The following is a 26,594-nucleotide window of genomic DNA, read 5'->3' as shown; positions in this document are numbered from 1 at the left end:
GCGTCCTCGATGGCCGAAGGCAGAATGGACGCGAGGGGCGGAGCGGGAGCCGGCGGTGGATGAACCTCCCCGGCCGGGCCCCGCATGCAGCCGTCCCATCCAGAGGTCTTGGAAGGGCCGAACCCATGACCCAGCCGTTCGAACTCGTCGTCAACGGCGTCAGCGTGCGCGTCGACGCCGATCCGGACACGCCGCTGCTGCACGTGCTGCGCGACGACCTGGACCTCAAGGGCGCCCGCTTCGGCTGCGGCGTCGGCCTGTGCGGCGCCTGCTTCGTCCAGCTCGACGGCCGGGTCGCCGCGTCCTGCGACGTGCCCATGTGGTCGGCCGCCGGCCGGGCCGTCGTGACCGTCGAAGGGCTCGCCCCCGGCGACGGCCTCCACCCCGTGCAGCAGGCGCTCATCGACGAGCAGGCGGCCCAGTGCGGCTACTGCATCTCGGGGATCGCGGTGAGCGCCGCCGCCCTCCTCGACCGGGATCCGGCGCCCTCCGAGCAGGCGGTGATCGAGGCGCTCGACCGGAACCTGTGCCGTTGCGGCGTCCAGCGCCGCATCGTGCGCGCCGTCCTGAGGGCCGGCTCGCCGGAGACCGCGCGATGACCGCGGAACGCGAGGCCGTACGGGTGCCCCGCCTGCCGGGGGACCTGGAGGCGAACCCGATCCTCGCGCGCTGGGTGACCGTCCTGCCCGACGGCACGATCGGCGTGCGCGCGGGCAAGGTGGAGCTCGGCCAGGGAATCCTCACCGCGCTGTCCCAGATCGCCGCCGACGAGCTCGGCGCCCGCGTCGACCAGGTCACGATGCTCCCCGCGCACACGTCCCGCGGCCCGGACGAGGGCCTGACCGCCGGCAGCATGTCGGTCAGCCAGTCGGGCCCCGCCGTACGGGCGGCATGCGCGCAGGTGAGGGCCCGGTTCGTGGCCGAGGCGGCACGGCGCTGGGAGGTCGGCGCCGGGCGGATCGCCGTGAGTGAGGGCCGGATCTCCTGCGGCGACCGGGTCACGTCCTACGGTGAGCTGGCCGAGGCCGTCGACCTCGAAGTGCCGGCCGATCCCGGAGGGCCGCTCACGCACGGCGGCCGGCCCGTGCACGTCGGCACGAGCTCTCCCCGGCTGGACCTGCCTGACAAGATCGCCGGACTGCCGCGGTTCATCCATGATCTGCGGCTTCCCGGGCAGCTGTTCGGACGGGTGCTGCGCCCGCCGTCGCCCGGCGCGACGCTGCGGGACGTCGACGCCACCCGGCTGGCCGGGATGAAGGCCGAGCTGGTGCGGGACGGCTCGTTCGTCGGCGTGGTGGGGCCCCGCGAGGCGGACGTGGCGCGCGCCGTCGAGACGCTGCGGGCCGCGACGACCTGGGAGGAGCGCGACACGCTACCCGACGAGGACGACCTGCGCGGCTTCCTTCGGTCCGCCCCGGCGGAGACCATCGAGACGGAGACCATCGGGCAGGAGACCATCGGGCAGGAGCCGCCGCCGGGGCGGACCCTGCGGGCGACCTACAGCCGGCCCTTCCTCGCGCACGCGTCGATGGCCCCGAGCTGCGGCGTGGCCCGCTGGAACGACGACGGGACCCTGTCCGTCTGGAGCCACAGCCAGGGCGTCCACAGGCTGCGTGACGCGATCGCGCTCGCCCTGCGTCTCGACGCGGACCGGGTCGAGGTCGAGCACGCGCAGGGCGCCGGATGCTACGGCCACAACGCCGCCGACGACGCCGCGTTCGACGCCGTGCTGCTCGCGCGCGCCACCCCCGGCCGGCCTGTCCACGTCCAGTGGAGCCGGGCCGACGAGCTGGCGTGGTCGCCGTTCGGGTCGGCCATGTCGGCCGACGTGGGGGCGGTCGTCGACGAGTCCGGCGCGGTGCGGTCCTGGCGGTACGACGTGTGGAGCCAGGGGCACACCAGCCGTCCCGGGTACCTCGGGGTGCCCGGCCTGCTGGCCGCCGCCCACCTGGAGCGGCCCCTTCGCTATCCGGCGCCCGCCGACCCGGCTCTCCACGCGGGGGCGGGCACTCTGCGGAACGCCGTGCCGATCTACGACTTCCCCCACCGGCGGGTGACCGGCCACCGGCTGCTGGAGACGCCGATCCGCTCGTCGGCCATCCGGTCCCTGGGCGCTTTCATGAACGTGTTCGCGATCGAGTCGTTCATGGACGAGCTCGCCCTGGCGGCCGGTGCCGACCCGGTGGAGTACCGGCTGGCGCATCTGCGCGACACCCGGGCGCGCGCGGTCCTGGAGGCCGCGGCCGCCGCCGCCGGCTGGGGAGCCCCGGCGGACGAGGGGACGGGCCGTGGCGCCGGGCTCGCCCGCTACAAGGAGAGGGGAGCGTACTGCGCGGTGGTCGCGGACGTGGAGGCGGAACGCGAGATCCGCGTGCGCCGCCTCACCGTCGCCGTCGACGTCGGCATGGTGGTGAACCCGGACGGCGTGCGCAACCAGATCGAGGGGGGAGCGACCCAGGCGGCGAGCTGGACGCTGAAGGAGCGGGTCCGCTTCGACCGGCGCCGGATCACCAGCGTCGACTGGGAGAGCTACCCGATCCTGCGCTTCAGCGAGGCGCCGGAGATCTCCGTGGAGATCGTCGAGGCGCCGGGCCTGCCCTCGGCCGGCGCGGGTGAGGCGGCCCAGGGGCCGACGGCCGCCGCCATCGCGAACGCGGTCGCCGCCGCGGTGGGAGCGCGGGTCAGGGACCTGCCGATCACCCCGGACGCGGTCGTCGCCGCGATCGAGTCGGCCGACCTGTGACGCCGGTGCCCTCCCGCGTGTTCAGACCTGCTCCCGTGCGTGTCCCCGTGCGTGTCCCCGTGCGTGTCCAGGCGTGTCCAGGATCGGCCTGATCGCGGGCCCGGGCTGCGGATCATTGCTGACCGTACGACGTCTCCGGACCCTGACCGCCGCCGCTCCCGCGCTCCACGCCGGCGCGGCTCCACCCCCTGGGAGATCTCTCCATGCACGACGAACTCCGGCGCCGCCCCGTCCGGCGGAAGAGGAACGCGACCCTGCGGCTCGTCCTCGGGACCGTGGTGATCTTCGGGACGATGTCGCTGGCGCCCATGCCCGCCGTGGCCGACACGCCGCTGGCCAGGCCCTCCAGCCTGCAGGCCGTCCACGTGTCCGACACCGGCGCCGAACTGACTTGGCTGCGCGACGGCTCCGGCTACCAGGACGTCGTCGAACGCAAGGTCGACGGGAGATGGCGCGAGTACGCCCGCGGCCTCTACGGCGTGCTGGACCTGACCGGCCTCACGCCCGGGACCACGTACACCTTCCGCGTCTACACCGTCGCGTACAAGGGGAGCGGCTTCACCAACAGCCCGCGCTCGGCGCCCGTGTCGTTCACCACGTTGCCCGGCCCCGACAGCGTGCCCCCGTCGAAGCCCGAGGCTCCGACGTTCAGCGGCGTGACCACCACCGTGGCGAACGTCTTCTGGCCGGAGGCCACGGACAACGTGGAGGTCACCGGCTATCACCTGCAGCAGCTCGTGGACGGGGGATGGACCACGGTCCGCACCGTCGGGGCGGCCGAGCGCTTCCAGTCGGTCGGCGGCCTGACCCCGAACACCTCCTACACGTTCGCCGTCATCGCGTTCGACGCCCAGGGGAACGCCTCGCCCCGCTCCGACCCGGGCACCTTCACCACGCAGGCCACCACCGCCGCGCTCACCTGCCGGGTCCAGGTGATCTCCTACGACCCCGGCTTCCAGGCCACGGTCACCATCGTCAACACGACCGCGACCCCCAGCGACGGATGGACGATCCAGTTCGCCCTGCCCGCCACGGCGACCACGGGCCCCGCGTTCAACGGCGTACTGACCCGCGCGGGAGCCGTCGGGACGATCACCCCGGTTGCGTACGACAAGGTGATCGGGCCGGGCGGGCAGATCACCGTGGGCTTCTCCGGATCGGCCGTCCCGTTCACCCCGCCGACCGGCTTCACGCTCAACGGCGTGCCCTGCGCGTCCTGACCGTACGGGCTCGCGCGCGGGCCGGATGACCCGCGCGCGAGCCTTCACTACCCTTCACCCATCGACGCTCACCCACCGGGAAGGCCCGGAAACCCCAGGGGCGGCGCGGCGTGGCGCCTGGCCGAGATCCAGACCATCGAGGATCTGGCGCGGGTTCTGCGCGAGCTGCGCCGCCGCCACGCGCGCCGTCAGGCGGGCGCGGCGCTGACCTACCGAGAGCTGGCCGCCAGGACGGGCTGGTCCCACGGGATCATCGGCGAGTACCTGTCCGGCCGGATCCTGCCGCCCACCGACCGCTTCGACGTGCTGGTCGGCCTGCTCGGCGCCACCGCCGCAGAGCAGGGCGCGCTCGCCACCGCCCGCGACCAGGTCGAGGAGAACAGGCGTCGCACGATGTCCCCCGCGCACCCTGTGCCCAGGCAGCTTCCGGCCGACGTGTCCGGCTTCACCGGCCGGGCTGGGCCGCTCGCCGAGCTGGACGCCATGCTGCCCGCCCCGGGCGAGCGGCGGCCGGCGGCGCCGATCTGCGTGCTGGCGGGCACCGCCGGAGTGGGCAAGACCGCGCTGGCGGTGCACTGGGCGCACCGGGTCGCGGAGCGTTTCCCCGACGGCCAGCTCTACGTGGATCTGTGCGGGTACGACACCGAGCGGCCCATCTCGCCGGCCGACGCGCTGGACGGACTGCTGCGCGGCCTCGGCGTGCGGGGGCAGGACATCCCCTACGGGCAGGCCGAGCGTACGGCCCGCTACCGCACGCTGCTGGCCGACCGGCGGGTGCTCGTGGTGCTCGACAACGCCCACGGGGCCGAGCAGGTGCGCCCGCTGCTGCCCGGAGGCCCTTCCTGCTTCGCGGTGGTGACCAGCCGCGACGACCTCGCGGGACTGGTGGCCAGGGAGGGCGCCCGCAGGATCGACCTCCGCACGCTCACGCCGGAGGAGTCGGTGGCGCTGCTGCGCGCCCTCATCGGCCCGCACCTGGACGAGGCCCCGGCGGACGCGGCGGCGCTCGCCGGCTGCTGCGCGCGACTGCCGCTCGCACTGCGGATCGCCGCCGAGCTCGCCACCACCCATCCCGACATGACCCCGGCCGCCCTGCTCGCGGACCTGCGCGACGAGCAGGGCCGCCTCGACCTGCTCGACGCCGGGGGAGACCCGCGCACCGCCGTGCGCTCGGTGTTCTCCTGGTCCTACCGGCATCTCACCGACGGCGGCGCCCGCGCCTTCGGCCTGCTCGGCCTGCATCCCGGCCGGGAGTTCGACGCGTACGCCCTGGCCGCTCTGGCGGGCACGGACCTGGCGCGGGCGCGGGCGCTGATGGAGGAGCTGGCCCGCGGTCACCTCGTCGAACGGGCCGGTCCCGGCCGGTTCAGGATGCACGACCTACTGCGCGCGTACGCCACTGAGCGCGCCACTGAGCGCGCCACTGAGCGCGCCACTGAGCGCGCCACTGAGCGCGCCGCCGAGCGCGCCGCCGACGGGCCCGTGGCGCTGACCCGCCTGCTCGACCACTACCTGTCCACCGCCGCCGCCGCCATGGACGTCCTCTTCCCGCACGAGCGGGGCAGGCCCGCCGTGCCGCCGCCGCGAACCCCCGCCCCGCCCGTCGACGAGCCCGGCCGCGCGCTGCGCTGGCTCGACCTGGAGCGGCCCACCCTTGTCGCGGCCGCCCTGCACGCCGAGCGGCACGGCCTGCCGCGCCACAGCGCCGATCTGTCCCGAACGCTGTGGCGGCACTTCGAGGTCGGCTGCCACCACCAGGAGGCGTTCGCCGTGCACACCTGCGCGGTCCGGGCGGCGGAGGCGACCGGCGAGGGCCGGGCGGCCACCCTCGCCAACCTGGGCACCGTCCACTGGTGGCTGGGCGACCACCGGACGGCGCGGGAATGCTTCCAGCGGTCCCTCGCCGCCGCCCGGGAGGACGGAGACCTGCACGCCGAGGCAAGGGCGCTGGGCCGTCTCGGCGTGGTCGGCGAGCGGCTCGGCGCGCTCCCGGAGGCGCTGGCCCACCTGCGGGACGCCCTTGCCATCTCCCGCCGGGCGGGCGACCCGCACGGCGAGGGCGTCCAACTGGTCAATCTGGGCGCGCTGTGCCGGCGCCTCGGACGGCACGACGAGGCGGAGGAGCACCAGCGCGCCGCCGCCGCCGTGTTCGCCGGCCTCGGCGACTCGCGCCTGGAGGGATACGCGCTGGGCAACCTCGGCGCCCTGTACAGCATGCTCGGACGGCACGACGAGGCCCTGACGGCGCTGGAACGCGCGCTGGCCAACTGCCGTACGGCGGGAGACCCGGGCGGCGAGGCCGCCGCGCTCGCCGCGATGGGCCTGGTGCACCTGCGGCTGGAACGTCATCCCGAGGCCCTCGACCATCTGCATCGCGCCCTGGCGATCAGCCGCGACACCGGCGACCGCAGCCTGGAGACCGAGACGCTCAACACCCTCGGCGAGACCCTGTGCGCCATGGACGAGCCCGACGCCGCGCTCGTCCGGCACCGGTCCGCCCGCGCCCTCACCGAGGAGACCGGCGACCGGTATGAACATGCCCGCGCGCTGGAAGGCATCGCCCGCGCGTTGGACGGCGCCGGCGCCGCCTCCGAGGCGCGCGAGCACTGGCGCGCCGCCCTCGCGGTCTACCTCGCGCTGGGCGTCCCGGAGGCCGAGCGGGTCCGCGCGCACCTCGCAGAATGAGGCCGGCCGAGGCGAGGGAGGCACGGCCGCAGCCCGGCGACACAGAGCAGCAGATGATTGACGGGATTTTGCGTGTCCTGTCCTGTGCGTCCACCCCAGCTGGGCATTAGGGTGACCCGGTGCACCCCGGAGCCGGAGACCGACCATGACGACGCTGGTCGTGAAGGACCTACACAAGGCCTTTGGAGGCAAGCCCGCTCTGCGGGGGGTGTCGTTCGAGGGAAGCTCGGGACAGGTCCTCGCCCTTCTCGGGCCCAACGGCGCGGGGAAGACCACCACGCTTCGCTGCATCGCCGGCCTGCTCGTCCCGGACTCGGGGGAGATCTCGCTCCTCACCGACGGCGACGGAGCTCGGCCCGCCAGGGGAGCGGTGGCGTTCCTCCCGGAGGAGCCCGACCTGTACGCGGGGCTCACCGTCGAGGAGCACCTGCGCTTCATCGCGCTGGCGTACCGGCTGCGTGACTGGCGGCCACGGGCCGCTGCGCTGATCGACCGTTTCCAGCTGTCCGGGGTGACGGACACATTGCCGAGCGATCTGTCCCAGGGGCAGCGGCGCAAGGTCGCGATCACCATGGCGCTGCTGCACGGGGCGCACGTCGTGATCCTCGACGAGCCGTTCAACGGCCTCGACCCCAAGGCCGTGCGTGAGCTGCGCTCGGTGATCAGGGACCTGGCGGCGAGCGGCGTCCTCGTGGTCCTGTCGACCCACCGCCTTGAGGAGACCGAGGTGCTGGCCGATCGCATCGCCGTCACCCACCAGGGCCGCATCGTCGCCGAGGGCACGCTGGGCGAGCTGCGCGACGCCGTACGGCTCGCGGGCGACGCGACCTTGGAGTCGGTGTTCCTCACGCTCACCGAGGCGCCGGATGAACAGGGCGCAGCTGAACAAGGCGCGGATGAACAGGGCGCAGGTGAATAGGGCGCGGATGGACAGGGCGCGCGCGACCGGGGCCCGGATCGGTGAGGCGCCGATGACCGGCGTGCTGCTGGCGCTGACCTACGCGTCCCGGCGCTCGACCGGCCGTCAGATCAGGGAGTTCGCGCGGTCCCCCATCCGGATCCTGGTGGTGCTCGCCCTGCTCGGCGGGCTGGCGGCCCTCGAGGCGACGGGCCTGCCGGCACCGGAGGGGACGGCGCTGCCGTCCAGGTTCCTGGCGGCGGGGCTGAGCGCCGTGCTCGGCGTCACGGCCGCGCTCGGGGCGCTGCACTGCCCCGTGCGCCTGCGGGCGGCCGACGTCGCCTGGCTGGTGCCGCTGAAGGAGGGGCCGCGGGCCCTGGTGCTCTACAAGATCGTCTCGCTGGCGGCCACGTCCGTCGTCATCGGGCTGGTGGGCGGTCTGGCCGGCCGGCTGCTGGCCCGCTCGGCCGAGGTCGACGTGGTGAGCGCCACGCTTTCGCTGGCCCTGGCCGCCACGGCGTTCCGTGTCGTCTCCTACCTGCCGTACATGCTGGTCACGCATGGGGTGCGGCGCGTGCCGCTCGCGGTGGGGCTGTTCGCCCTCGGCGCTGGCGCCGCCGTGGCGACGGTGGCCCTTGGAGGGGCGGCGCCCCTCGCGGTCTTCCTGCCCTCGGCCGGAGGGCACGCGACGGCGACCGCCACGGCGCTGATGGTGGTCGTCCTGCTGGCGGCACTGACGGTGGGCCTCGCCGACCGCTACCAGGACGCGGCCGCGCGGCTGGCCTGGGAGATGGAGGCGATGCGCGCCGCGCTTCAGCGGGACGGCACCTCGCTGGCGGAAATGGCGGCGCGGCGCCTCAGGCGGGGCGTCCCCTCCCTGGCCGCGAGCCCGCGCTTCGCGGGGGAGGCCGCCTTCGTCTGGCGTGCGTTCGCCCAGCTCCGGCGCACCTGGCGCGGCGACCTGGCGGGCGTGCTGCCCGTCGCGGCGGCGTCCGCGGTGGCGGCGCTGTGGGCGGGCTCGGGGGTCGCGCTCCTGCCGACGGCGGTGGCGGCCCTGCTGGCCCTGCTGCAGGCCGGTTCGACGGGCCTGGCGGACGAGCTGGACCGCACGCCGTTCCTGCTGGCCCCCGGACGGCTCGGCCGCCAGGTCCTGGCGGTCGAGGTGCTGCCGGCGCTGGCCATCACCGCCAGGCTCGTCCTCGTCTGGCTGCCGGTCGTCGTGCTCGGCAGGGGCCTGGACCTTTCCGCGCGGCTCGGCGTCCTGCCGGCCCTGCCCGGGCTCGCGGCCCTCGTCGTCGCGGCGTCCTCCGCGGCGGCGGCCCGGACCCGCGCGCCGATCGCCAGGCTCGGCCTCACCGTGGCCGCGGGCGCCGTCATCGCCCTGGTCGCGGCGCTGGCGGACCTGGTGCTGCCCGCCTGGCCCGGCCTGCCGTTCCTGGTGATCTGTCTCGCCGCCGCGGCGGGGCTGCACCTTCTCGCCGTACGCTCCCTGCGCCGGCTCATCCCCGGTGAGAGGGCCGGACGAACGATCATGCCGGGAACGGCGTGACCCCCGGCGCGCCGGCCCGGCCGCCGTTTCGTGGGGCGGTCACCGGCGAGCGGGCGCCGTCCGGAAGACTGAGCGGTGACGGACGCCTGTGATCGGCTGCCCACCATTGCTGAGACGTCAGGAGACGTGAATGGGGATCATCTCGCGCGGCTTCCACGGCCGGGGCCGCGGCGGCGAGGACGCCCGGCTGCCGCCGGGCCAATATCTGACGCACGACTTCCCGGTGCTGTCCGCCGGCCCCACCCCCAGGGTCCCCCTGGACAGGTGGGAGTTCACCATCGACACCGAGGACGGGCAGACGCACCGCTGGTCCTGGCAGGAGTTGATGGCGCTGCCGAGCGAGACGCCGACCGTGGACATCCACTGCGTCACCAAGTGGTCCAAGCTCGACACCGCCTGGCAGGGCGTCTCCCTTGACGTCCTGTTCGAGAACGTGGAGAGCGCCGCCGAGTACGCGCTGGTCTACTCGTACGGCGGCTACACGACGAACGTGCCCGTGGAGGACCTGCTCGACGGCAAGGCGTGGGTCGCCTACCGCTACGACGGTGAGGAGCTGACCCCGCCACACGGCGGCCCGGCCCGGCTGCTGGTGCCGCACCTGTACTTCTGGAAGTCGGCCAAGTGGGTGCGCGGCATCCGGCTGCTCGCCGAGGACTACCCGGGTTTCTGGGAGACCGCCGGATACAACAACTACGGCGACCCCTGGCGCGAGCAGCGCTACGAGGGCGACTAGATGCGCCGCCTGGTGTGGCGGGCCGCCCGGCTCGTCGAGACCCGCGACGAGACCGGCACCGCCCGCACGCTGGTCTTCCACGTGCCCGGCTGGCCGGGTCACCTGCCCGGCCAGCACGTCGACGTACGGCTCACCGCCGACGACGGCTACAGCACACAGCGCAGCTACTCGCTGGCCGCCCCCGCCGACGGCGACCGGATCGAGCTGACCGTCGAGCGGGTGCCTGACGGCGAGGTCTCGCCGTACCTGACCGAGGTGCTGCGGCCGGGCGACGAGGTGGAGCTCCGCGGGCCGGTGGGCGGCTGGTTCGTCTGGCGGCCCGGCGGCACCGCGCCGGTCCTGCTGGTGGCGGGAGGCTCGGGGATCGTGCCGCTGATGGCGATGGTCCGGGCCCGCCGCCGCGAGGGGAGCACGGCGCCGTTCCGCCTGCTCTACGCCGTACGGGACCCCGCCCGGCGTTACTACGAGGCGGAGCTGGGGCGCCCCGATCCGGGCCTCGGCGTCTCCTACCTCTACACGCGCACGTCGCCGGACGGCTGGGCGCGCCCGCCCGGCAGGATCACGCTGGACGACCTGGCGGCCGGGGGCTGGCCGGCGAAGCTGGAGCCCGACTGCTACGTCTGCGGCCCCACCGGCTTCGTCGAGGCGGCCGCCGACCTGCTGCTCGCGCTCGGGCACGAGCCCGGCCGTGTCAGGACCGAACGCTTCGGCCCAACAGGAGGCTGACATGAACGACGACTACCTTGACGGAAACGCCCTGGCCGGCCCGCTGCGGGAGATCTTCGCGGTGGACGTCACCGCAGCCGTCGGCCACTGCGCCGGTTGCGGGCTGACCGGGCCGGTCGCGTCGCTGCGCGTGTACGGCCCGGCGCCCGGCCTGGTGGCCCGGTGCCCCGGATGCGAGGACGTCGTGCTGCGCCTGGTCCGCGGGCCAGGAGAGGTCTGGCTCGACCTGCGCGGCACCGTGTCGCTGCGGATCCCCGTCGCCGAGGCCCCGCCGGCCTGAGTCTAGGGTGGGTTAATCGGGCCCTTGAGCCTCCCGGCCGCCGGAGGCTCACCGGGGCGGTGGAGAGTTGGACGATGGAGCACTCGAGCCACCTGCACGACTGCCTCTACGAGCTGGACAGGATGTCGCAGATCGTGGGCGAGATGCGCGGCCGGCTCGAACGGGCTCATGACCGGCAACGACGGTTGGGCGCCGACATCTCGCACGAGCTGCTCACTCCGCTCGCCGGGCTGCGCGCCGAGCTGGAGGAGGCGCAGCTGCATCCGGGCGAGACACCCATGCAGGAGATCCTGCATTCCGCGCTCGCCGACGTCGACCGCCTGCAGCGGATCATCACCGATCTCCTTCTGCTTGTCCGGCTGGAAGCCGGCATGACCGCCGGGCTGGCGGCGGTGGACCTGGCCGAGCTGGTCAGGACGCATGTCGAACAGCGCGGGAGTCCGGTGACGATGAGACTGCGGCTGGACCCCGGCGTCACCGTCAAGGCCGTGCCCAGCCTGATGGAGCGGGTGCTGTCGAACCTGCTGGACAACGCCGAGCGGTACGCGGCCCACGAGATCGGGATCCGGGTGCGCCGTGACGGCGACACAGCCGAGCTGTCCGTCACCGACGACGGGCCTGGTATCGCGGACGCCGACCGGGAGCGTGTCTTCGAGGTCTTCTCCAGGCTGGACGAGGCCAGGGACCGTGGCAGCGGCGGCGCCGGGCTCGGCCTCGCCATCGCCCGCGACGTCACGCTCGCCCATGGGGGAACGCTGACGGCGCAGGACACGCCGTCCGGCGGGGCCCGCTTCGTCCTCCGCCTCCCACTGGCCGGCTCCGCCTCGGGCTGAGGCTCGTACGCCGGTTACGTGACCAGCCGACCCCGACTGGGGCGGGGTGTTCAGTTCAGTAGTCGGTAGCGTCGCCGGGCGTTGGCCGCGAAGAGCTTGTGCTGGGCTTCGGCGCCGAGAGGCGAGGTGATGTGGCGGTAGGCGGCGATGAGGTCGTCGTAGGTCCCGGCGACGCTGTCGACGGGGAAGTTGCTGGCGAACATGCAGCGGTCGATACCGAAGAGTTCGAGGCAGGTCTCGACATAGGGACGGAGGCGTTCGGGGTCGGTGGTGCCCAGGGCCATGCCGAGTCCAGAGATCTTGCAGTCAACGTTGCCGAACGCGGCGAAGGAAGTGATGACCTCCCGCCAGGGGCGAAATCCCGGCTCCGAGGGATCCGGCCATCCGGCGTGCTCCAGCACGACGACCGTGTCGGGCGATCTCTCGACGAGGGGAAGATAGGAGGTCAGGTCGGCCTGCCGGGCGATCAGGTCGAAGACCTGGCTCTGATCGGCGAGCAACCGCAGCAGCCGCCGTGCTGTGTCCGCGGCGGGATCGAGTCCGGAGAACACCCGGACGCCACGGAATGCGGGGCTTTGGGCCTGAATCCGCAGATCCCTCTCGATCGCGGCGAACGGGGCGGCCGGGTCGATGGTCCCGATGATCGCGGAGGGGAGACCGGTATCTTGGCGCACCCGCTCCAGCCAGCGCGACTCCTCGATCGCCCAGCGTGGCGACGAGACCGCTGAGACATGCACGTGCCCGGAACCGGCCGGGAAGTCGCAAGGCAGGATGTCGCGGTAGATGGGCCTGGACCGCAGAGCCGCGTACCAGTCGTTCACGCTCGGCTGCCAATAGTGAACGTGAGAGTCCACGAACTCAAGATCAGTGGCCACGTGGCAATGCTAGGAGCCGTGGGCGTCATCCTCGCCCCTGCTCAGCTCCGGGCGTAAAAGCCGTCGGGGGTGGCCTTCCACGGCGCGGGAAGGAGGCAGCCGGACGGGAGAGCCGCCGGGGACGGGGAGGAGGTCTCACCCGGTCCCCGGCGGTGGTGGTTCGTCAGGCCGCGTCGAGGCGGGCGAGCTCCTCGGGCGACAGGCGCAGGTTCGCGGCCTCCACCGAGTCGAGGATCGTCTCCGGACGGGAGGCCCCCGGGATGGGGATCACGACCGGCGCCTTGGCCAGCATCCACGCCAGGCACACCTGCTGCGGGCTCACGCCGTGGCCGGCCGCGACCTCGGCGAACGGCGCGAAGCGGGAGCCCAGCTCGCCGGCCTGGGAGATGCCGCCGAGCGGGCTCCACGGCAGGAACGCCAGGTCCAGCTCCGCGCACAGGTCGAGCTCGGGGTCGCTGGAGCGGAACGCGGGGGAGAACTGGTTCTGGACGCTGACCAGCCGGTCGCCGAGGATCTCCACGGCGAGCCGGATCTGCGCCGGGTCGGCGTTGGAGATGCCGGCCATGCGCACCTTCCCGGCGTCGACGAGGTCCTTGAGTGCCCCAATTGTCACCTCGTACGGCACCTTGGGGTCGGGCCGGTGGTGCTGGTAGAGCCCGATGGCCTCGACGCCCAGCCGCTTCAGCGAGGCGTCGCACGCCTTCTTCAGGTAGTCGGGCGATCCGTCGAGGCCCCATCCGCCGCCGGGCGGACGGGTGTGGCCGCCCTTGGTGGCGACGAGCACGCCCGAGGTGTCCCCGCCGTACGAGGCCAGCGCTCGCGCGATCAGCAGCTCGTTGTGTCCCGCGCCGCCGGGGCCGACGTGGTAGGCGTCGGCGGTGTCGATCAACGTCACCCCCGCGTCCAGGGCGGCGTGAACGGTGGCCAGGGACCGCTGCTCGTCGACCTTCCCCTCGACGGACATGGGCATGGCCCCCAGCCCGATCGGGCTCACCCGTACGTCTCCGATGCGGCGAGTCTGCATTGGCACATCCCTCCTTGAAGCGACAAACGTCCCTTTCGTCATGAGATGTCCCAGGTTAACCTCTTGGCCCGGCCGTTCGGTCGTACGCCCGGCCGGGCCGCGAGGGACTGTAACGGCCGCGCCTGGCGCGGGCGCGCCCCAGGGGCGGGTCACTCCGGCGCGGGGCCGACAGCGGCGCCGCCGCCGAAGCCTCTCGCCCGGCAGTCGTCCTGGACCTTCTGGATGTCCACCCCCGGGCCGGGGAGTCTGTCGTAGATCCAGCCGATCGCGTTGGGGTCGGAGCCTTGGGCGGGTGTGATGTGCACCTTGAACCCGTGGTCCTTCATGCACTTCACCTGGACGCGGACGGCGTCGGCGTAGTGCGGGTTGGTCCTCGGATCCATCTCGGGGGGCAGCAGCGGCCTCTTGCCCGCACACGCCTTCTCCGCGGCCTTCTGGGCGGCCTCGTCTGCGGAGGTGGCCACTCCGGTGGTCTTGATCGTGCTGGGTGCCCTGTGTGCCTTCAGGCAGGTGGCGTAGCCCATGCGAGCCCTCGTCACCTCCTCGGGGGAGCTGTCCAGCCGGAGCTGGACCCCGGCGTCCGTGGCGGCCTTGTCCGAGGGGCTCGCCGTCGCCGTGCCCGCGGCAAGGGTGATCAGGGAGGCGGCGTCGCCCACGGCGGCGTCCGTACGCGCGGAGCCGGAGCCGGAGCCGCAGGCGGTGAGCAGGCAGCAGCCCGTGAGGACGGCCATCCCGAGAGCGGCGGCGCGGGCCAGCGGCCCCCGGCCGCCGGTGGTGTACGGGGCGGTGGTGAGTGGGGCGGAATGTGTCATGCGGACGACGATGCACCGGGGATGTCAGGAACCTGTCAGGCCCTGGTGAGCTTCCCGCCGGCTCGTCTCAGCCGTGGATCGGCAGGCGCAGGGTGAAGACCGAGCCCTTCCCCGGGACGCTGGCGGCCGACACCGAGCCGCCGTGGGCCTCGGCGAGTTTGCGCACGATGGGCAGGCCGAGCCCGCTGCCGCCGGTCCGCCGGCTGCGTGACTTCTCCACCCGCCAGAACCGTTCGAAGACCAGCGGCAGGTCGTCGGCGGCGATCCCCACGCCCGTGTCGGCGACGTCGATGACGAGCTCGTCGCCGTCCCGGCGCGCGAGCACGCTGACACCGCCGCCGGCGGGCGTGTGCCGTACGGCGTTGGACACCAGGTTGCCCACCGCCTGGCGGAGCCGTACGGGGTCGGCGAGCACGCCGGGCGACGCCTCCGCCCGCGTCGACAGGCTCACCCCGGCCGCGTCGGCGCCGCCCCGGTGGGCGGTGGCGACCTGGGCGAGCAGGTCGGGCACGTTGACGTGCTCTTTGCGCAGCGTCAGCTCCCCCGCGTCGGCCATCGCCAGGTCCTGCAGGTCGTCGATGACGTGCTGGAGGAGCGCGGCCTCCTCCAGGAGCGAGGCGACCAGCGCCCGGTCGGGGGTGACGACACCGTCCTCGGTCGCCTCCAGCCAGCCGCGGATGTTGCTGAGCGGCGTGCGCAGCTCGTGCGCGACGTCGCTGACCATGGCCTTGCGCAGCTCCTCCAGCTGCTCCCGCCGCCTCGACATGGCGTTGAAGGCCGTGGCCAGGGCGCCGATCTCGTCTCGCCTGGCGACGGTGACCCGGGCGGAGACGTCTCCCTCCTCCATGCGCCGCGCCGCCCCGGTCAGCGTGCGCAGCGGCCTGACGAGCTGGGCGCCGGACAGGACGGTCGCGGTGACGGTGATCACCAACACCAGCGCCGTGACCCCGGCGATGCGCGCCTGGCTGGCCGGGGACAGGTCGAAGATCGTGGACGCGCCGCCGCCCCGGCTGCTGACGAACAGCAGCACGCTCGGCGCGACGTACGGAGCGAGCTGCTCACGCCTGCTGCCGGCGATGCAGCTCGAGACGTTCGTCACCGGGTTCCGGTCGGCGGCGGTCGTGCGGGACGGCGGGGAGGCCAGCGGCGCGGGCTCAGGCGCCCAGGAGAAATCCAGCCCGAGCTTCACCGGAGGCGCCCCCCGATGCTTCAGACAGGTGTTGACGAGCGTGTTGAGCTGGCCGAGCGCCCTGCCCTCCGTAGCCGTGAGGCTGTCCAGCACAGGGCTCGCGCACCGCTCGGCGAGGATCGGGTCGAGGCGGGGGGTGTCGACGTATGGACGCCCACTGGGCCCGTCGGCCACCCGGGCCTGGATGCCGAAGCTCTCCCGCAGGCAGGTGGCCCGCCGCTGGGCGGCGGCGCGCAGCAGCGTGCGCTCCTTGCGGGGGAGCTGGAACGGCCCGACGGCTCGCGGATCGATGCGGTCGGACGGCGAGCCTCCGGCGAGCACGGTGTTGACCGACAGCGGCTCGATCACAGCCGTCGGCTTCGCCGGGAGCGAGAGGCGTCCGGCGTCGGAGCCGAGGACCGGGACGCGGTCCTCGGTGGTCAGCGTGATCCGGTGCCCGACCTGCCGCGCCAGCGCGTTCACCGTCTCCTGCGCGCCGCTCCAATCGGCGTGCGTGGCCGCCCAGCCGAGCAGGGCGTTGTAGACGCGGGCGTCGTCCGCGAGCGCCTGCCCCTCCTCCTGCTGGATCGCGACGGTGGTGCCCCGTACGGCCAGCCACGCCGTCGCCGCGACCGAGCAGACCGAGACCAGCACCGACACCGCGAGCAGGCGTACGAGCAGGCTACGGCGCAGCGGCAGGTCACGGGGCATTCCGGCCACCGCGTCCGCCGTCGTCGAGCTTGTAGCCCACCCCGTGGACGGTGATCAGCCGGACCGGCTTGCGGGGCTCCGGCTCGATCTTCTTGCGGAGGTTCATGACGTGCACGTCGACGGCGCGGGTGGTGATGTAGCGGTCGAAGCCGTGCAGATGCAGGAGGATCTGCTCGCGGGTGAACACCCGGCCGGGCTGGCCCGCCATCAGTTCCAGCATCTGGAACTCGCCCGGAGTGCACTCGATCTCCCTGCCGTCGACGCTGACCTCATGGCGGGCCCGATCGACCGTCAGGGCCCCGACCGTGAGCGCCGGTTCCGGCCGGACGGCCACCCCCTGAGTGCGGCGCAGCAGCGTGCGGATCCGCGCCATCAGCTCACGCGGGCTGTACGGCTTGGTCATGTAGTCGTCCGCGCCAAGATCGAGGCCGAGCAGCAGGTCGTCCTCCGTCGTCCTGGCCGTGAGCATCAGCACCGGCAGATCCGACTCGGCCCGCAGAATCCGGCACACGTCGAGGCCGTCGACCTTCGGCATCATCACGTCGAGCACCAGGAGATCCGGGGGGCGGCGGCGGATCTCATCGAGCGCGGCGCGCCCGTCGTGGACCGTGAGGACCTGATGGCCCTCCCGCTCCAGATAGCGGCGGACGAGCTCCGCTTGCTTGACGTCGTCCTCTGCTACCAGGACATATGCGCACATAACGGTGAAGCTTAGGTTCGCGGGGCGGCTGCTCGGCGACGGCTCATCGAACGCCTAAGGCTTCCTTACAGGTTGCTCACATCTAGCGGCAGGCGAGCGCCCGGCCGCCGTACCGTGCCCGGGTCAGTACACGTACGGCCAGCCCGCGCCGTCCCAGCCGAGCTTGTTGATGCCCAGGCGGGAGGAGCCGTCGTCGGCGTACCAGTGGTAGAGGAGGATGTCGCCGTCGACGTCCGGCAGGACGGCCTGGTGCCCGGGGCCGTGGATGCTCCCGTGCCCGGCGAGGACCTGGGTGCCGCCGCCGGAGTTCATCTGCGCGCCGTTGCGGTCGGTGTACGGGCCGGTGATCGAGGTGGAGCGGCCGACCATGACGCGGTAGGTGCTGGACGCCCCCCTGCAGCACAGGTCGAACGACACGAAAAGGTAGTAGTAGCCGCCGTGGCTGTAGATGAAGGGCGCCTCGATCGCGCCGCCGCCCCGCCCGGCGATCGACCGGATCGTGCTGTCGGCGCGCCTGCCCGTCGACGGATCGAGCTGCACGATCTTGATGCCGGACCAGAACGAGCCGAAGCTCAGCCACCAGCGGCCCTGGGCGTCGATCGCGAGGTTGGGGTCGATGGCGTTGAAGTTGTCGGAGCTGCGCGACTCCATCACCAGGCCCTGGTTGGTCCACGATCCCGACGCCCCGCTCGTGCTGGTGGCCAGGAAGATCGCGGAGTGGTTGGAGCCGAAGGTGGAGGCCGAGTAGTACATGTAGTAGCGCCCGTTGACATACGTGATGTCCGGAGCCCACAGGTTGTTGCTGCCGCCCGTGTAGGAGTAGGCCCACGAAACCGCGCCGGGGAAGGCGGACCCGGCGTTGCGCCAGGCCGTGCGGTCGGTTGACGTCTTCAGCGAGATGCCGTTGCCGGTCCCGGCGACGAGCCAGGTCCCACTGGGCGTCTTGGTCACCTCGGGGTCGTGCACGCCGACGTCGCCGGTGACGTAGCCCGGGTTGGGGTAGGCCGCCGCGGCCGCGGAGCCCGCGCCCGCGAGCCCCTGGCAGACGGCGAGCAGCGTCACGAGCAGAATCACCAGCGTGCCGCCGGTGCCGCGCCGGGACGCCGCGCGCGCCCTCACGGATCTGGTCATTCGGGGGTTCCTCTCGGTCGGGGCGGCCGGTCGAGGCGTGGCGGAGGGACGCAGGGGGCCCGTGCACAGGCTCTGGCACAGTGTCAGCGCCGGCATCGGGGCGGTCAAGGCGGCGTGGGGGATTGCCGGGAAGGCGCCGAACGGGTCATCGATCACCGTCTCGGCACCGCCGCGACCTGCGGATTCGCCGGGCAGGTGGGACTCCCGGCAGATCAGCCGGGGTGCCCGATGGTGACCGGGGTGAACGTTACATCCGTTCAGCCGCGCCGTGCGCGGGCCCGCCGCTTGCCCTCGTGCATGGCCTGCACCCGGGCGACCGGGATCGTGTGCCCCTCCTCGATCAGGCCGGCCGGGAGCCGCTGCGGCTCCGGCATGGCGCCGGCCCACGGATCGCGGTCGCGCACCAGAGCGGCGGCGGTGCGTATGGTGAAGTCGGCCGGTGTGACGCGGTCCAGATCCTCCCAGGCGACGGGGAAGGAGACCGGCACACCCGGCCGGATCCGGGGGCTGTAGGCCGCGACCACGGTCGCCCCGCCGGCCCTCGTGGAGTCCACGAAGACCTTGCCCTCGCGGTCGTCCCGGATGAAGGCCGTGGTGGCCAGCGCCGGGTCCAGGCGCTCGGCGCGGGCGGCGAGGGCGCGGGTGGCCGCGGCCACGTCCTCCATCGGGGCGTGCGCGTCGACGGGGACGAAGACGTGCAGGCCCTTGGCGCCGCTGGTCTTGACCGCGCCCGCCAGACCGGCGTCGGCCAGGGCCTGCCGGACCAGGTGGGCGGCGCGGACGGTCATCGGGAAGGCGTCGGCCGACGGCGGGTCGAGGTCGAGCACGAGGTGCGTGGGGTGCTCCCAGCGGCCCGCGAGGACCAGCCCGGGGTGGTACTCCACGGCCCGCTGGTTGGCGAACCACAGCAGCGTGCGGCGGTCGTCGCACAGGGCGTACGACACCTCCCGCTGCGAGGTCTGGGCCCACAGCGACACCCTGCGCACCCACGGCGGCGCGTAAGTGGGCACGTTCTTCTGCATGAACGGCGCCTGCCCCTGGCGCACCCGGACGACCGACAGCGGCCGCTCCCGCAGGGCGGGGAGGATCCGGTCGCCGACCGCGTCCAGGTAGTCCACCAGGTCGCGCTTGGTCGCCTCGGCGCCGTCGAACAGCGGCTGGTCGAGATTGGTGAGCGACACGCCGTCCCGCACCTCGTCGGTGGTCATCAGCCCAGCATGCCCCATCTGAGCGGGAGGTCACCATGATCGCGCGAGAGGATGCCGGGTTTCCGGCCGGAATGGTCCCCCGGCCGGCCGTTCACAGCCGCTCCTGGCGGGGCACCACGACCTCTCTGACCAGGAGCAGGATTGCCGCCGCGAGCGGGATGCCGAGCAGCGCGCCCACGATGCCCAGCAGCGCCCCGCCGAGCAGCGCCCCGACGATGGTGGCCACGGGAGGCACGTCGACCGACGACTTGAACACCCGGGGGGAGATCAGGTAGTTCTCGATCTGCTGGTAGATCACGAAGAAGATCACGCACGCGACGCCGGCCTGGAACGACGTCAGGAAGCCGACGCCGGAGGCCACCATGGCGCCCAGGATGGCTCCCACCAGCGGGATCAGGTCGGTGACCGCGACGAAGATGGCCAGCGCCAGCGCGTACGGCACCTGCAGGACCGCCAGGAAGAGGAAGGTCACCACGCCCGCGATCAGCGAGATGATCAGGTTTCCCGCGACGTAGCCGCCGATCTGGTTGACGATCTCGTCGCTGAGCAGCCGGAAGCGGGTGCGGCGCGACCGGGGGACCAGCCGGTAGGCCGTCTCCTTGATCGAGTTGAGCGAGCCGAGGAAGTAGAGGGTGAGCACCAGCACGGTGAGGCCGCTGAAGACCGCGCTGATCAGGACGCTGGCCACCCCCAGCAGGCCGCCGAACATCTGGGTGGCGAGGCCGCCGCTGGTGACGTACTGCTGAAGCCTTTCCAGGACCTGGTAGCGGGCGTCCACCGAGCGGATCAGCGGGTGGTTCTGAAGTTGCTGGACGTACTCGGGGAGATGCTGGACGAACCCCGTGGTCTGCTCGGTGAGCGGCGGCACCACCGCCAGCCCGAACGCGGCGAAGAACGCGATCACCGCTCCGAACACGATGGTGATCGCCAGGCGGCGGGACACGTTGCGCCGCTGGAGCGCCTCCACGGCGGGGTTCAGGCCGATGGCCAGGAACAGCGAGATCACGATCAGCACGATGGCCGAGCCGGCGCTCGCGATCGCCTGCACCAGCAGCCAGGCGGTGAGCACGCCGAGGGCGGCGGTCAGGCCGAACATGAACGGGTTGCTGCGCAGGGGCCGGCCCGGCCGTCCGAACGGGTTGCCCTCGGGCACAGTCATGGCCGGGTCGTCGGGCGCGGCGGCGGCGCCGGCCGGGGCCGCCGGGGGCCGCTCCCGCTCCGCCGTGTCCGGAGTGGCGTCGCCCCCTGCGGGCAACGAGGGGTAAACGCTGGATATACCGTTTCCTAAGGAATCACCGATCTCGGGCACTCGGTGCGTACTTCCCGTCTACCGGCACTTAACACTGGTAAATCACGAGAAGTCGCTTCTGAGACTGGCCGGCGTTCCCCGGCGGGTCCGCGGCGTCACCGGTCACAGCCAGCCGTTCTGCCGCGCGGTGCGGAGGGCCTCCATCCGGTTGCGGGTCAGGGTCTTGGTGATGCACGCCGACAGGTGGTTGCGTACCGTGCTCTCCGAGAGGTGGAGGCGGCGGGAGATGTCGGCGGCGGTCGAGCCGTCCGCCGCGGCCATCAGGACCTCGCGCTCGCGCGGGGTGAGCGGGCTGGGCCCGGCGCGCAGGGCCGCCGCCGCCAGCGCCGGGTCGACCACGGTCTCACCGGCGAGCACCCGCCTGATCGCGCCGGCCAGCTCCTCGACCGGCCGGTCCTTGACGACGAACCCCCGGGCCCCCGCTTCAAGCGCGCGGCGCAGGTATCCCGGCCTGCCGAAGGTCGTCACGATGAGCACCGCGCACCCGGGTAGGGCCGACAGGAGCGCCGGCGTGGCGTCCAGCCCGCTGCTCCCGTTCAGCTCGATGTCGAGCAGCGCCACGTCGGGACGGGTCCGCAGGGCGGCCGGCACCACCTCGTCACCCGAGCCGACCTGCGCGACCACCTCGAAGTCGTCCTCCAGCTCCAGCAGCACGGCGAGCGCGTCCCGCAGCATGCCCTGGTCCTCGGCGATCAGCACCCGGGTCACGGGCCGTCGTCTCCGCCGGGACGGGGCAGCTCGGCGGTGAGCACGAAGCCCCCGCCTGCGCTCGCGGCGTGCACGTTGCCGCCGCCGGCGGCCAGGCGCTCCCGCAGGCCGCGCAGGCCGCTGGAGCCGGGGGAGGCGCCGGGGTCCCCGCCGCGGCCGTCGTCGCTGATCCTGGCCAGCACGGGATCGGTGTCGCGGCGCAGCGTGATCCGGCACTGCCGCGCCCGCGAGTGCCGTACGACGTTCGTGACCCCTTCGCGGACGACCCAGCCCAGCAGCGTGTCGGCCTCCGAGGGGAGCGCCGGCCCCGACTCCTCGACGACGCAGTCGATCCCGGCCGCCGCCAGGGCGGCCCTGGCGCTGTCCAGCTCGAACGCGAGGCCGGCGTCGCGGTAGCCGGTGACCGCCTCCCTCACCTCGGTGAGCGCCTGCCGCCCGATGACCTCGATGTCGCCGGCGTGGCGCGCGGCGGCCGCGGTGTCCAGGGGCGCGAGCCGCCGTACGGCCTCCGCCTTGAGCACCACCATCGAGAGCGTGTGGCCGAGCAGGTCGTGCAGGTCGCGGGCGAAGCGCAGCCGCTCGGTGGCCACCGCGGCGGACGCCAGCTGCTCCCGGGTGCGGGCGAGCTCGGCGATGGTCTCCGCCATCCGGCGGAAGCCGTACGTCGTGAGACCGGCGAGCAGGGCGATCGCCGCCGTGCCCCAGATGGCCTCGTTCCACTGGCCGTCCTGCGCGACCGCCGTCCCGCCCCCGACCAGCGCCGTCGCGGCCACGAGGGACGGCGCGAGGCGCAGGGGGAGGACCGCGGCCACCCCGACCGCGAGCAGCGTGTAGAGGGTGTGCCAGTTCGCCGGCCCGTAGGCGAGCGTGGCGGCGACGGTGACCACGGCGAGAAGCCCGATGAGCGCCGCCGGGATGTGCCTGCGGACCGCCGCCGGCCGCTGGGCCGTCAGGAGCGCCGCGCAGAACGACACGGCCGCCGTCACCACGGCGGCCCACACGGGCCAGGACGGGGTGACGGTCCATGCCGTGGACGCGGGGGCGAGCAGCAGGAGCACGGCGAGGATCAGACCGCCTCCGGCCGTCGCCCAGCCGGACGGGCGGCGCTCACAGTCGCCGTCCCACCCTCCGAAGACAAACGCGGCCATGCTCGCCATTATGAGTCCTGCGGGGCGTCCCGGCGGCGTGCCGTGGCGGCCACGACGCCGAACAGGGCCGCGGCCACCACGAGGTGCATGCAGGCCAGCGTCACCTTGGCGCCGGTCGTGACACCGCCGAGCGGGCCCGCCAGCGACACGACCAGGACGGCCGCCGCCGTGATCGTCCAGATCGTCCGCGCCTGGGCCGTCAGGCGTTCGAGGGCGGCGAGCAGCCCCAGCCCCAGGAGAGCGGCGGCGAACGCGGTGGCGAGCACCGCCGCCGGGCCGACCCGCGTCGTCGCGCCGCCCGTCACGACCCGCAGGTCCACCCCGAGCAGCGGATCGGCCACGGCCCACACGGCGAGCGCGGCGGCCGGAGCCAGGAGGAGGGCCGTCAGGCGGCGGCCCGCCCGGCCCTTCCTGGTCCCGTCACCGCTCTGCCCGTCTCCGTGGGCCGCGTGGACGTCGGGTGGCGTTGTCCGGCTGGTCGTCATCGTCGGTCCCTTCGTCGGTGTACGGCCGAGCCGGCCGTCCCATGACTCGACGTTAGAGGCGGCCACCCTCGCGGCAGCAGAGCCGTATGTCGCCTTCTCCCCAGGACAAACCATCTAGTGCCGCGCGGCCGAAACCGCCGGCCGGCTTCCCGCCGCGGGACACCCGGGCCTCGAATTCCCTACTTACTTGACGGCCGGTAAGCTACTCGTACCTACCTTACGGCCGGTAAGTAAAGGAGAAGAGATGCCATGTCCGTCAAACAGACTCACGTCTTGGATGTGCCGGGCGCCCGCCTTCACTACGAGGTGCGCGGCCACGGGCCCGGACTCCTGCTGATCCCCGGGAGCAACGGCGACGCCGATCTCTTCGGCGCCGTCGCGGACCTGCTCGCCGACCGCCACACCGTCATCAGCTACGACCGGCGCGGGTTCTCCCGCAGCACGCTCAGCGGGTCACCGGAGGGGGACTGGAGCCAAACGCACGTCGACGACGCGCGTCGCCTGCTCGAAACCGTCGCCGGGGGACCGGCCGATGTCTTCGGCAGCAGCGCGGGCGCGGTCATCGGGCTCGCCCTCATCAGCGAGAGCCCCGGCCTGGTCACCAGGCTGGTCGCCCACGAGCCGCCGCTGGCGGAGGTGCTGCCGGACGCCCCGAGGTGGCGGGCGTTCTTCCGGGAGGTTCACGACACCTACCGGCGTGACGGCGCGGGCCCGGCGATGCGGATGTTCATGGCCGGCATCGGCGCGGACTCGCTTCAGCGGCCGGACGGCATCGACCCCGAGTTGATCGTCCGCATGTCCGGCAACATCGATTTCTTCCTCCGCCACGAAGTGCGGCAGGCACCCGGCTACCGGCCCGATCTGGCGGCACTGGACTCTCAGCGGGAACGGATCGTGCCGGCCGGCGGCCAGGACTCCCGGCAGCACTTTCCGTACCGTCCCGCCCTCACCCTGGCCGGCCGCTGGGGAAAGCGCGTGACCGAATTCCCGGGTGACCACGTCGGCTACTGGTCCCACCCCGTCGAGTTCGCCGCCACCCTCGCCGACGTCCTGGCCGGCCCGGCGACGTAGCCGGGACCGGCCACTCAGCCCGCGCGGCGGCCCCCACGTCTACCGTGGCAGACGGGCGAGCATCGCGGCGATCTCCCCAGGGGAAGGCGGGACGGCGCCCTCCCGCGTGCAGGCCACCGCCGCCGCGGCGCAGCCCTGGCGCAGCGCCTCCGCGACCCGGTCCGGCGTGAGCTCGGCGCCCGCCAGGACCGCCAAATACGCGGCGGTGAAGGTGTCGCCGGCGCCCACCGTGTCGGCGACGTCGACGGCCGGAGCCGGGCATCCGATCACCGCGTCGCCCAGGACGGCCACCGCCCCGGCGGCGCCGCGCGTCACCACGACGAGCCGCTCGTCCGGCCATCCGGCCCAGCGGCGCGCCACGTCGAGGTCGCGCTCGGACGGATAGAGCCACGCGAGGTCCTCCGTGCTGGCCTTGACCAGGCGGGCCCGGCGTACGCACTCCTCGACGCGCGCCACCGCGTCCGGCCGGTCGCCGATGAGCGAGGGCCGGATGTTCGGGTCGTACGACACGGGAAGGCCGGCGCCGGCGGCCTCGGCCATGAGGCGGCGGACCCTTCCGGCGCCCGGCTCGACCAGCGTGGCGAGTGAGCCGGTGTGGAGGCAGGAGACCCCGTCGAGGGAGACCGGTCCGGTGAGACCCCAGCCGAAGCGGAAGTCGTAGGTCGCCGAACCGTCTTCGCCGACGCGGGCGAAGGCCAGGCTGGTGGCCGCGCCCGGCTCCAGCTCACCGGCGCCGACGCCGTGCCTGCGCAGATGGTCGCGGAGCAGGTCGCCGAAGAAGTCCCCGCCGGCCTCGCTGGCGAACCTGACGGGTCGGCCCAGGGCCGCCAGGGCGACGGCCACGTTGAGCGGGCTCCCTCCGGCGACCGCGCCGAAGCGCCACGACCCGGGCGCGCCGATCAGGTCGACGATGCTCTCGCCCACCACCAGGAACGTCACACACCCTCCCTTGCCCGCGAGCCGGCCGGGCGACATGGTGACGCGCCGGGGGCGGTTACGCAACCAGTGTTACGCGGCCGGGGTTACGCGGCCGGGGTTACGCGGCCGGGCTATGGGGGCCCTGCCGGAACAGGAGCGTGTCCGGTCAGGCGCGGGCGCCGAGCCGCCGCACCGCGGCCACGATCTCGGTGTTCGGCAGCCCTTTGAGCAGGTAGTCCGTCACACCGGCACGCCGCATCTCCTCCACGCTGCCGATGTCGCCGTAGGCGGAGAACGCCATGATCCGGGTGCCGGGGGATCGCTCCCGTATCTCCCGGGCCGCGTGGACCCCGCCGCCGGGCATCCGCATGTCGAGGATGGCGACGGCCGGGGTGTGCAGCTCGGCGAGCAGGATGGCCTCCTCGGCGTCCCGGGCGACCGCGACCACGTCGACGTCCGGCTCCCGTTCGAGCAGCTCGCACAGCACCTCGCGGATCAGCGGCTCGTCGTCGCCGACGAGCACGGTCAGCCGGGCCGGCACGGAGGTCACGGTCAATCCCCCGTATGGGGCAGGGCGGGCACCCAGAACTCGACCGTCGTACCCATGCCGGGCCGCCCGCGCACGGTCCACCAGCCGCCCGCGGTCTCGGCACGCTCGCGCATCTCGATGAGGCCGAAGTGATCATTGCGTACCAGGCTGTCGATCCCCTGGGGGATTCCGACGCCGTCGTCGACGACACGTGCGAGCACGCCTTGGTCGGCTGACGTCAGCGACACGGTCACTGTGGAGGCACGCGCGTGCTTGCGTACGTTGCTCACGGCCTCCTGGCAGATCCGGAAGATCACGATGGCGGTCTCGGGCGGCGGTTCCCGGTCCAGGCGGTGCTCCAGCGTGTACGTGAGGCCTGCCTCGCCGGCCACCTGGCCGAGGTGGCCGGTCAGCCCTTCCACCAGGCCGTCGCGGTCGATGCCCGGAGGGCGCAGGCGGAAGGTCAGGTCACGGAGCCGGTCGACGGCGGTGTTCACGGTGTCGGTGAGCCGGTTCAGCGCCGGGAGGTGCTCCGCGGGCAGCTGGCCGGCCATGAGTTGCAGGCGCATGCCGACGGCCACCATGGACTGGATCGTGTCGTCGTGCACGTCCCACGCGATGCGGCGCCGCTCCAGCTCCTGGGCCCGCACCAGATGGGCGAGCAGCCTGCCCCGCTCGTCCAGGGCCCGCTCGGCGCTGCGCCGCTCGGTCATGTCCCGGGTGACCTTGCCGAAACCGCGCAGCTGCCCGGTCTCGTCGAACAGCGCGGTGATGACCACGTTGGCCCAGAAGCGGGTGCCGTCCCCGCGCACCCGCCAGCCCTCGTCCTCCAACCGGCCCTCGGCGACGGCGATCTCCAGCTCCCGTCGTGGTTTGCCGGCCGCGTTGTCCTCGGGCGGGTAGAAGACGGAGAAGTGCTTGCCGATGATCTCCTTCGCCGAGTACCTCTTGATCCGCTCGGCACCGGTGTTCCAGCTCACGACGTAGCCCTCGACGTCGAGCATGAAGATCGAGTAGTCGACGACGCTCTGGATGAGCAACTGGAGGTCCGTCTCCGCATGGCCGGGGAGACCGAGGGGGCGGGGCTGGGCACGCGGCAGGCCGTGATCATCGAAGGTGGAATCCGGCAT

The 26,594-nt window shown here is 73.2% G+C and carries 25 protein-coding genes; 11 read left to right on the top strand and 14 right to left on the bottom strand.

Annotated features, from left to right (window positions below; genetic code table 11):
• Positions 1 to 125 precede the first annotated feature (125 nt).
• The 10 genes from AB0B72_RS21210 to AB0B72_RS21165 all read left to right on the top strand — a co-directional run bounded on the left by AB0B72_RS21210 (position 126) and on the right by AB0B72_RS21165 (position 11,667).
• Complete coding sequence (locus tag AB0B72_RS21210) at positions 126 to 599, top strand: (2Fe-2S)-binding protein (protein ID WP_367740576.1); 474 nt, start codon at positions 126 to 128, stop codon at positions 597 to 599.
• On the top strand, positions 596 to 2,743 hold the full coding sequence (locus AB0B72_RS21205) for a molybdopterin cofactor-binding domain-containing protein (RefSeq protein WP_367740575.1): 2,148 nt from the start codon (positions 596 to 598) through the stop codon (positions 2,741 to 2,743). Before AB0B72_RS21210 ends, AB0B72_RS21205 begins: the two co-directional genes overlap by 4 nt.
• A gap of 203 nt (positions 2,744 to 2,946) precedes the next feature.
• On the top strand, positions 2,947 to 3,963 hold the full coding sequence (locus AB0B72_RS21200; protein ID WP_367740574.1) for a cellulose binding domain-containing protein: 1,017 nt from the start codon (positions 2,947 to 2,949) through the stop codon (positions 3,961 to 3,963).
• A 60-nt stretch (positions 3,964 to 4,023) separates the two neighbouring features.
• Positions 4,024 to 6,648 carry a tetratricopeptide repeat protein gene (locus tag AB0B72_RS21195; protein ID WP_367740616.1) on the top strand — a complete coding sequence of 875 codons (2,625 nt, stop codon included), beginning with the start codon at positions 4,024 to 4,026 and terminating at the stop codon, positions 6,646 to 6,648.
• Between the two features lie 145 nt (positions 6,649 to 6,793).
• Entirely contained in the window at positions 6,794 to 7,567 is a 774-nt protein-coding gene (locus AB0B72_RS21190; RefSeq protein ID WP_367740573.1) for an ABC transporter ATP-binding protein, read from the top strand.
• Positions 7,515 to 9,095, top strand: a complete 1,581-nt coding sequence (locus AB0B72_RS21185) for a hypothetical protein (RefSeq protein ID WP_367740572.1) — start codon at positions 7,515 to 7,517, stop codon at positions 9,093 to 9,095. Before AB0B72_RS21190 ends, AB0B72_RS21185 begins: the two co-directional genes overlap by 53 nt.
• 130 nt (positions 9,096 to 9,225) lie before the next feature.
• A complete protein-coding gene (locus AB0B72_RS21180) occupies positions 9,226 to 9,828 on the top strand; it encodes a sulfite oxidase-like oxidoreductase (RefSeq protein WP_367740571.1) in 603 nt (200 codons plus the stop codon).
• Positions 9,829 to 10,554, top strand: coding sequence for a ferredoxin reductase (locus tag AB0B72_RS21175; RefSeq protein ID WP_367740570.1), 726 nt, complete (start codon positions 9,829 to 9,831; stop codon positions 10,552 to 10,554).
• A gap of 1 nt (position 10,555) precedes the next feature.
• Positions 10,556 to 10,834 carry a DUF6510 family protein gene (locus AB0B72_RS21170; RefSeq protein WP_367740569.1) on the top strand — a complete coding sequence of 93 codons (279 nt, stop codon included), beginning with the start codon at positions 10,556 to 10,558 and terminating at the stop codon, positions 10,832 to 10,834.
• Positions 10,835 to 10,908: 74 nt separating this feature from the next.
• Positions 10,909 to 11,667 (top strand): sensor histidine kinase, encoded by a 759-nt coding sequence (locus tag AB0B72_RS21165; protein ID WP_367740568.1) that lies wholly within the window; start codon positions 10,909 to 10,911, stop codon positions 11,665 to 11,667.
• Positions 11,668 to 11,717: 50 nt separating this feature from the next.
• Here AB0B72_RS21165 and AB0B72_RS21160 read toward each other — a convergent pair whose 3' ends face one another.
• From AB0B72_RS21160 to AB0B72_RS21110, 11 genes are all read right to left on the bottom strand, one after another.
• Positions 11,718 to 12,542 carry an amidohydrolase gene (locus AB0B72_RS21160; RefSeq protein WP_367740566.1) on the bottom strand — a complete coding sequence of 275 codons (825 nt, stop codon included), beginning with the start codon at positions 12,540 to 12,542 and terminating at the stop codon, positions 11,718 to 11,720.
• 163 nt (positions 12,543 to 12,705) lie between these two features.
• Positions 12,706 to 13,566 (bottom strand): aldo/keto reductase, encoded by an 861-nt coding sequence (locus AB0B72_RS21155; RefSeq protein WP_367740565.1) that lies wholly within the window; start codon positions 13,564 to 13,566, stop codon positions 12,706 to 12,708.
• Between the two features lie 149 nt (positions 13,567 to 13,715).
• Complete coding sequence (locus AB0B72_RS21150; RefSeq protein ID WP_367740564.1) at positions 13,716 to 14,378, bottom strand: hypothetical protein; 663 nt, start codon at positions 14,376 to 14,378, stop codon at positions 13,716 to 13,718.
• Positions 14,379 to 14,445: 67 nt separating this feature from the next.
• Positions 14,446 to 16,257, bottom strand: coding sequence for a sensor histidine kinase (locus tag AB0B72_RS21145; RefSeq protein ID WP_367740563.1), 1,812 nt, complete (start codon positions 16,255 to 16,257; stop codon positions 14,446 to 14,448).
• Complete coding sequence (locus tag AB0B72_RS21140; RefSeq protein ID WP_367740562.1) at positions 16,247 to 16,957, bottom strand: response regulator transcription factor; 711 nt, start codon at positions 16,955 to 16,957, stop codon at positions 16,247 to 16,249. Before AB0B72_RS21140 ends, AB0B72_RS21145 begins: the two co-directional genes overlap by 11 nt.
• A gap of 123 nt (positions 16,958 to 17,080) precedes the next feature.
• A complete protein-coding gene (locus AB0B72_RS21135) occupies positions 17,081 to 18,088 on the bottom strand; it encodes an arabinan endo-1,5-alpha-L-arabinosidase (protein WP_367740561.1) in 1,008 nt (335 codons plus the stop codon).
• A gap of 257 nt (positions 18,089 to 18,345) precedes the next feature.
• Positions 18,346 to 19,296, bottom strand: a complete 951-nt coding sequence (ligD, locus tag AB0B72_RS21130; RefSeq protein WP_367740560.1) for a non-homologous end-joining DNA ligase — start codon at positions 19,294 to 19,296, stop codon at positions 18,346 to 18,348.
• Positions 19,297 to 19,387: 91 nt separating this feature from the next.
• Positions 19,388 to 20,551, bottom strand: a complete 1,164-nt coding sequence (locus AB0B72_RS21125) for an AI-2E family transporter (RefSeq protein ID WP_367740559.1) — start codon at positions 20,549 to 20,551, stop codon at positions 19,388 to 19,390.
• Between the two features lie 156 nt (positions 20,552 to 20,707).
• Complete coding sequence (locus AB0B72_RS21120; protein WP_367740558.1) at positions 20,708 to 21,313, bottom strand: response regulator; 606 nt, start codon at positions 21,311 to 21,313, stop codon at positions 20,708 to 20,710.
• A complete protein-coding gene (locus tag AB0B72_RS21115) occupies positions 21,310 to 22,461 on the bottom strand; it encodes a sensor histidine kinase (RefSeq protein ID WP_367740557.1) in 1,152 nt (383 codons plus the stop codon). Before AB0B72_RS21115 ends, AB0B72_RS21120 begins: the two co-directional genes overlap by 4 nt.
• 8 nt (positions 22,462 to 22,469) lie before the next feature.
• Entirely contained in the window at positions 22,470 to 22,946 is a 477-nt protein-coding gene (locus tag AB0B72_RS21110; RefSeq protein ID WP_367740556.1) for a DUF6069 family protein, read from the bottom strand.
• 249 nt (positions 22,947 to 23,195) lie between these two features.
• On the opposite strand from AB0B72_RS21110, the gene AB0B72_RS21105 reads away from it, so the two are divergent.
• Positions 23,196 to 24,017: an alpha/beta fold hydrolase gene (locus tag AB0B72_RS21105; RefSeq protein WP_367740555.1), complete on the top strand. Its 822-nt coding sequence runs from the start codon at positions 23,196 to 23,198 to the stop codon at positions 24,015 to 24,017.
• 39 nt (positions 24,018 to 24,056) lie between these two features.
• Here the strand turns inward: AB0B72_RS21105 and AB0B72_RS21100 are convergent, their stop codons facing one another.
• The 3 genes from AB0B72_RS21100 to AB0B72_RS21090 all read right to left on the bottom strand — a co-directional run bounded on the left by AB0B72_RS21100 (position 24,057) and on the right by AB0B72_RS21090 (position 26,594).
• A complete protein-coding gene (locus AB0B72_RS21100; protein ID WP_367740554.1) occupies positions 24,057 to 24,956 on the bottom strand; it encodes a carbohydrate kinase in 900 nt (299 codons plus the stop codon).
• Positions 24,957 to 25,101: 145 nt separating this feature from the next.
• The gene (locus AB0B72_RS21095; RefSeq protein WP_367740553.1) at positions 25,102 to 25,485 is read right to left on the bottom strand and encodes a response regulator transcription factor; all 384 of its coding nucleotides are present in this window, start codon (positions 25,483 to 25,485) and stop codon (positions 25,102 to 25,104) included.
• A gap of 2 nt (positions 25,486 to 25,487) precedes the next feature.
• Positions 25,488 to 26,594 carry a PAS domain S-box protein gene (locus AB0B72_RS21090; protein WP_367740552.1) on the bottom strand — a complete coding sequence of 369 codons (1,107 nt, stop codon included), beginning with the start codon at positions 26,592 to 26,594 and terminating at the stop codon, positions 25,488 to 25,490.

This window comes from Microbispora sp. NPDC049125, assembly GCF_040802045.1.
Taxonomy (GTDB): Bacteria; Actinomycetota; Actinomycetes; order Streptosporangiales; family Streptosporangiaceae; genus Microbispora.
The sequence above is the reverse complement of the archived record's forward strand: the minus strand, read 5'-3'. Positions and strand labels throughout refer to the sequence as shown.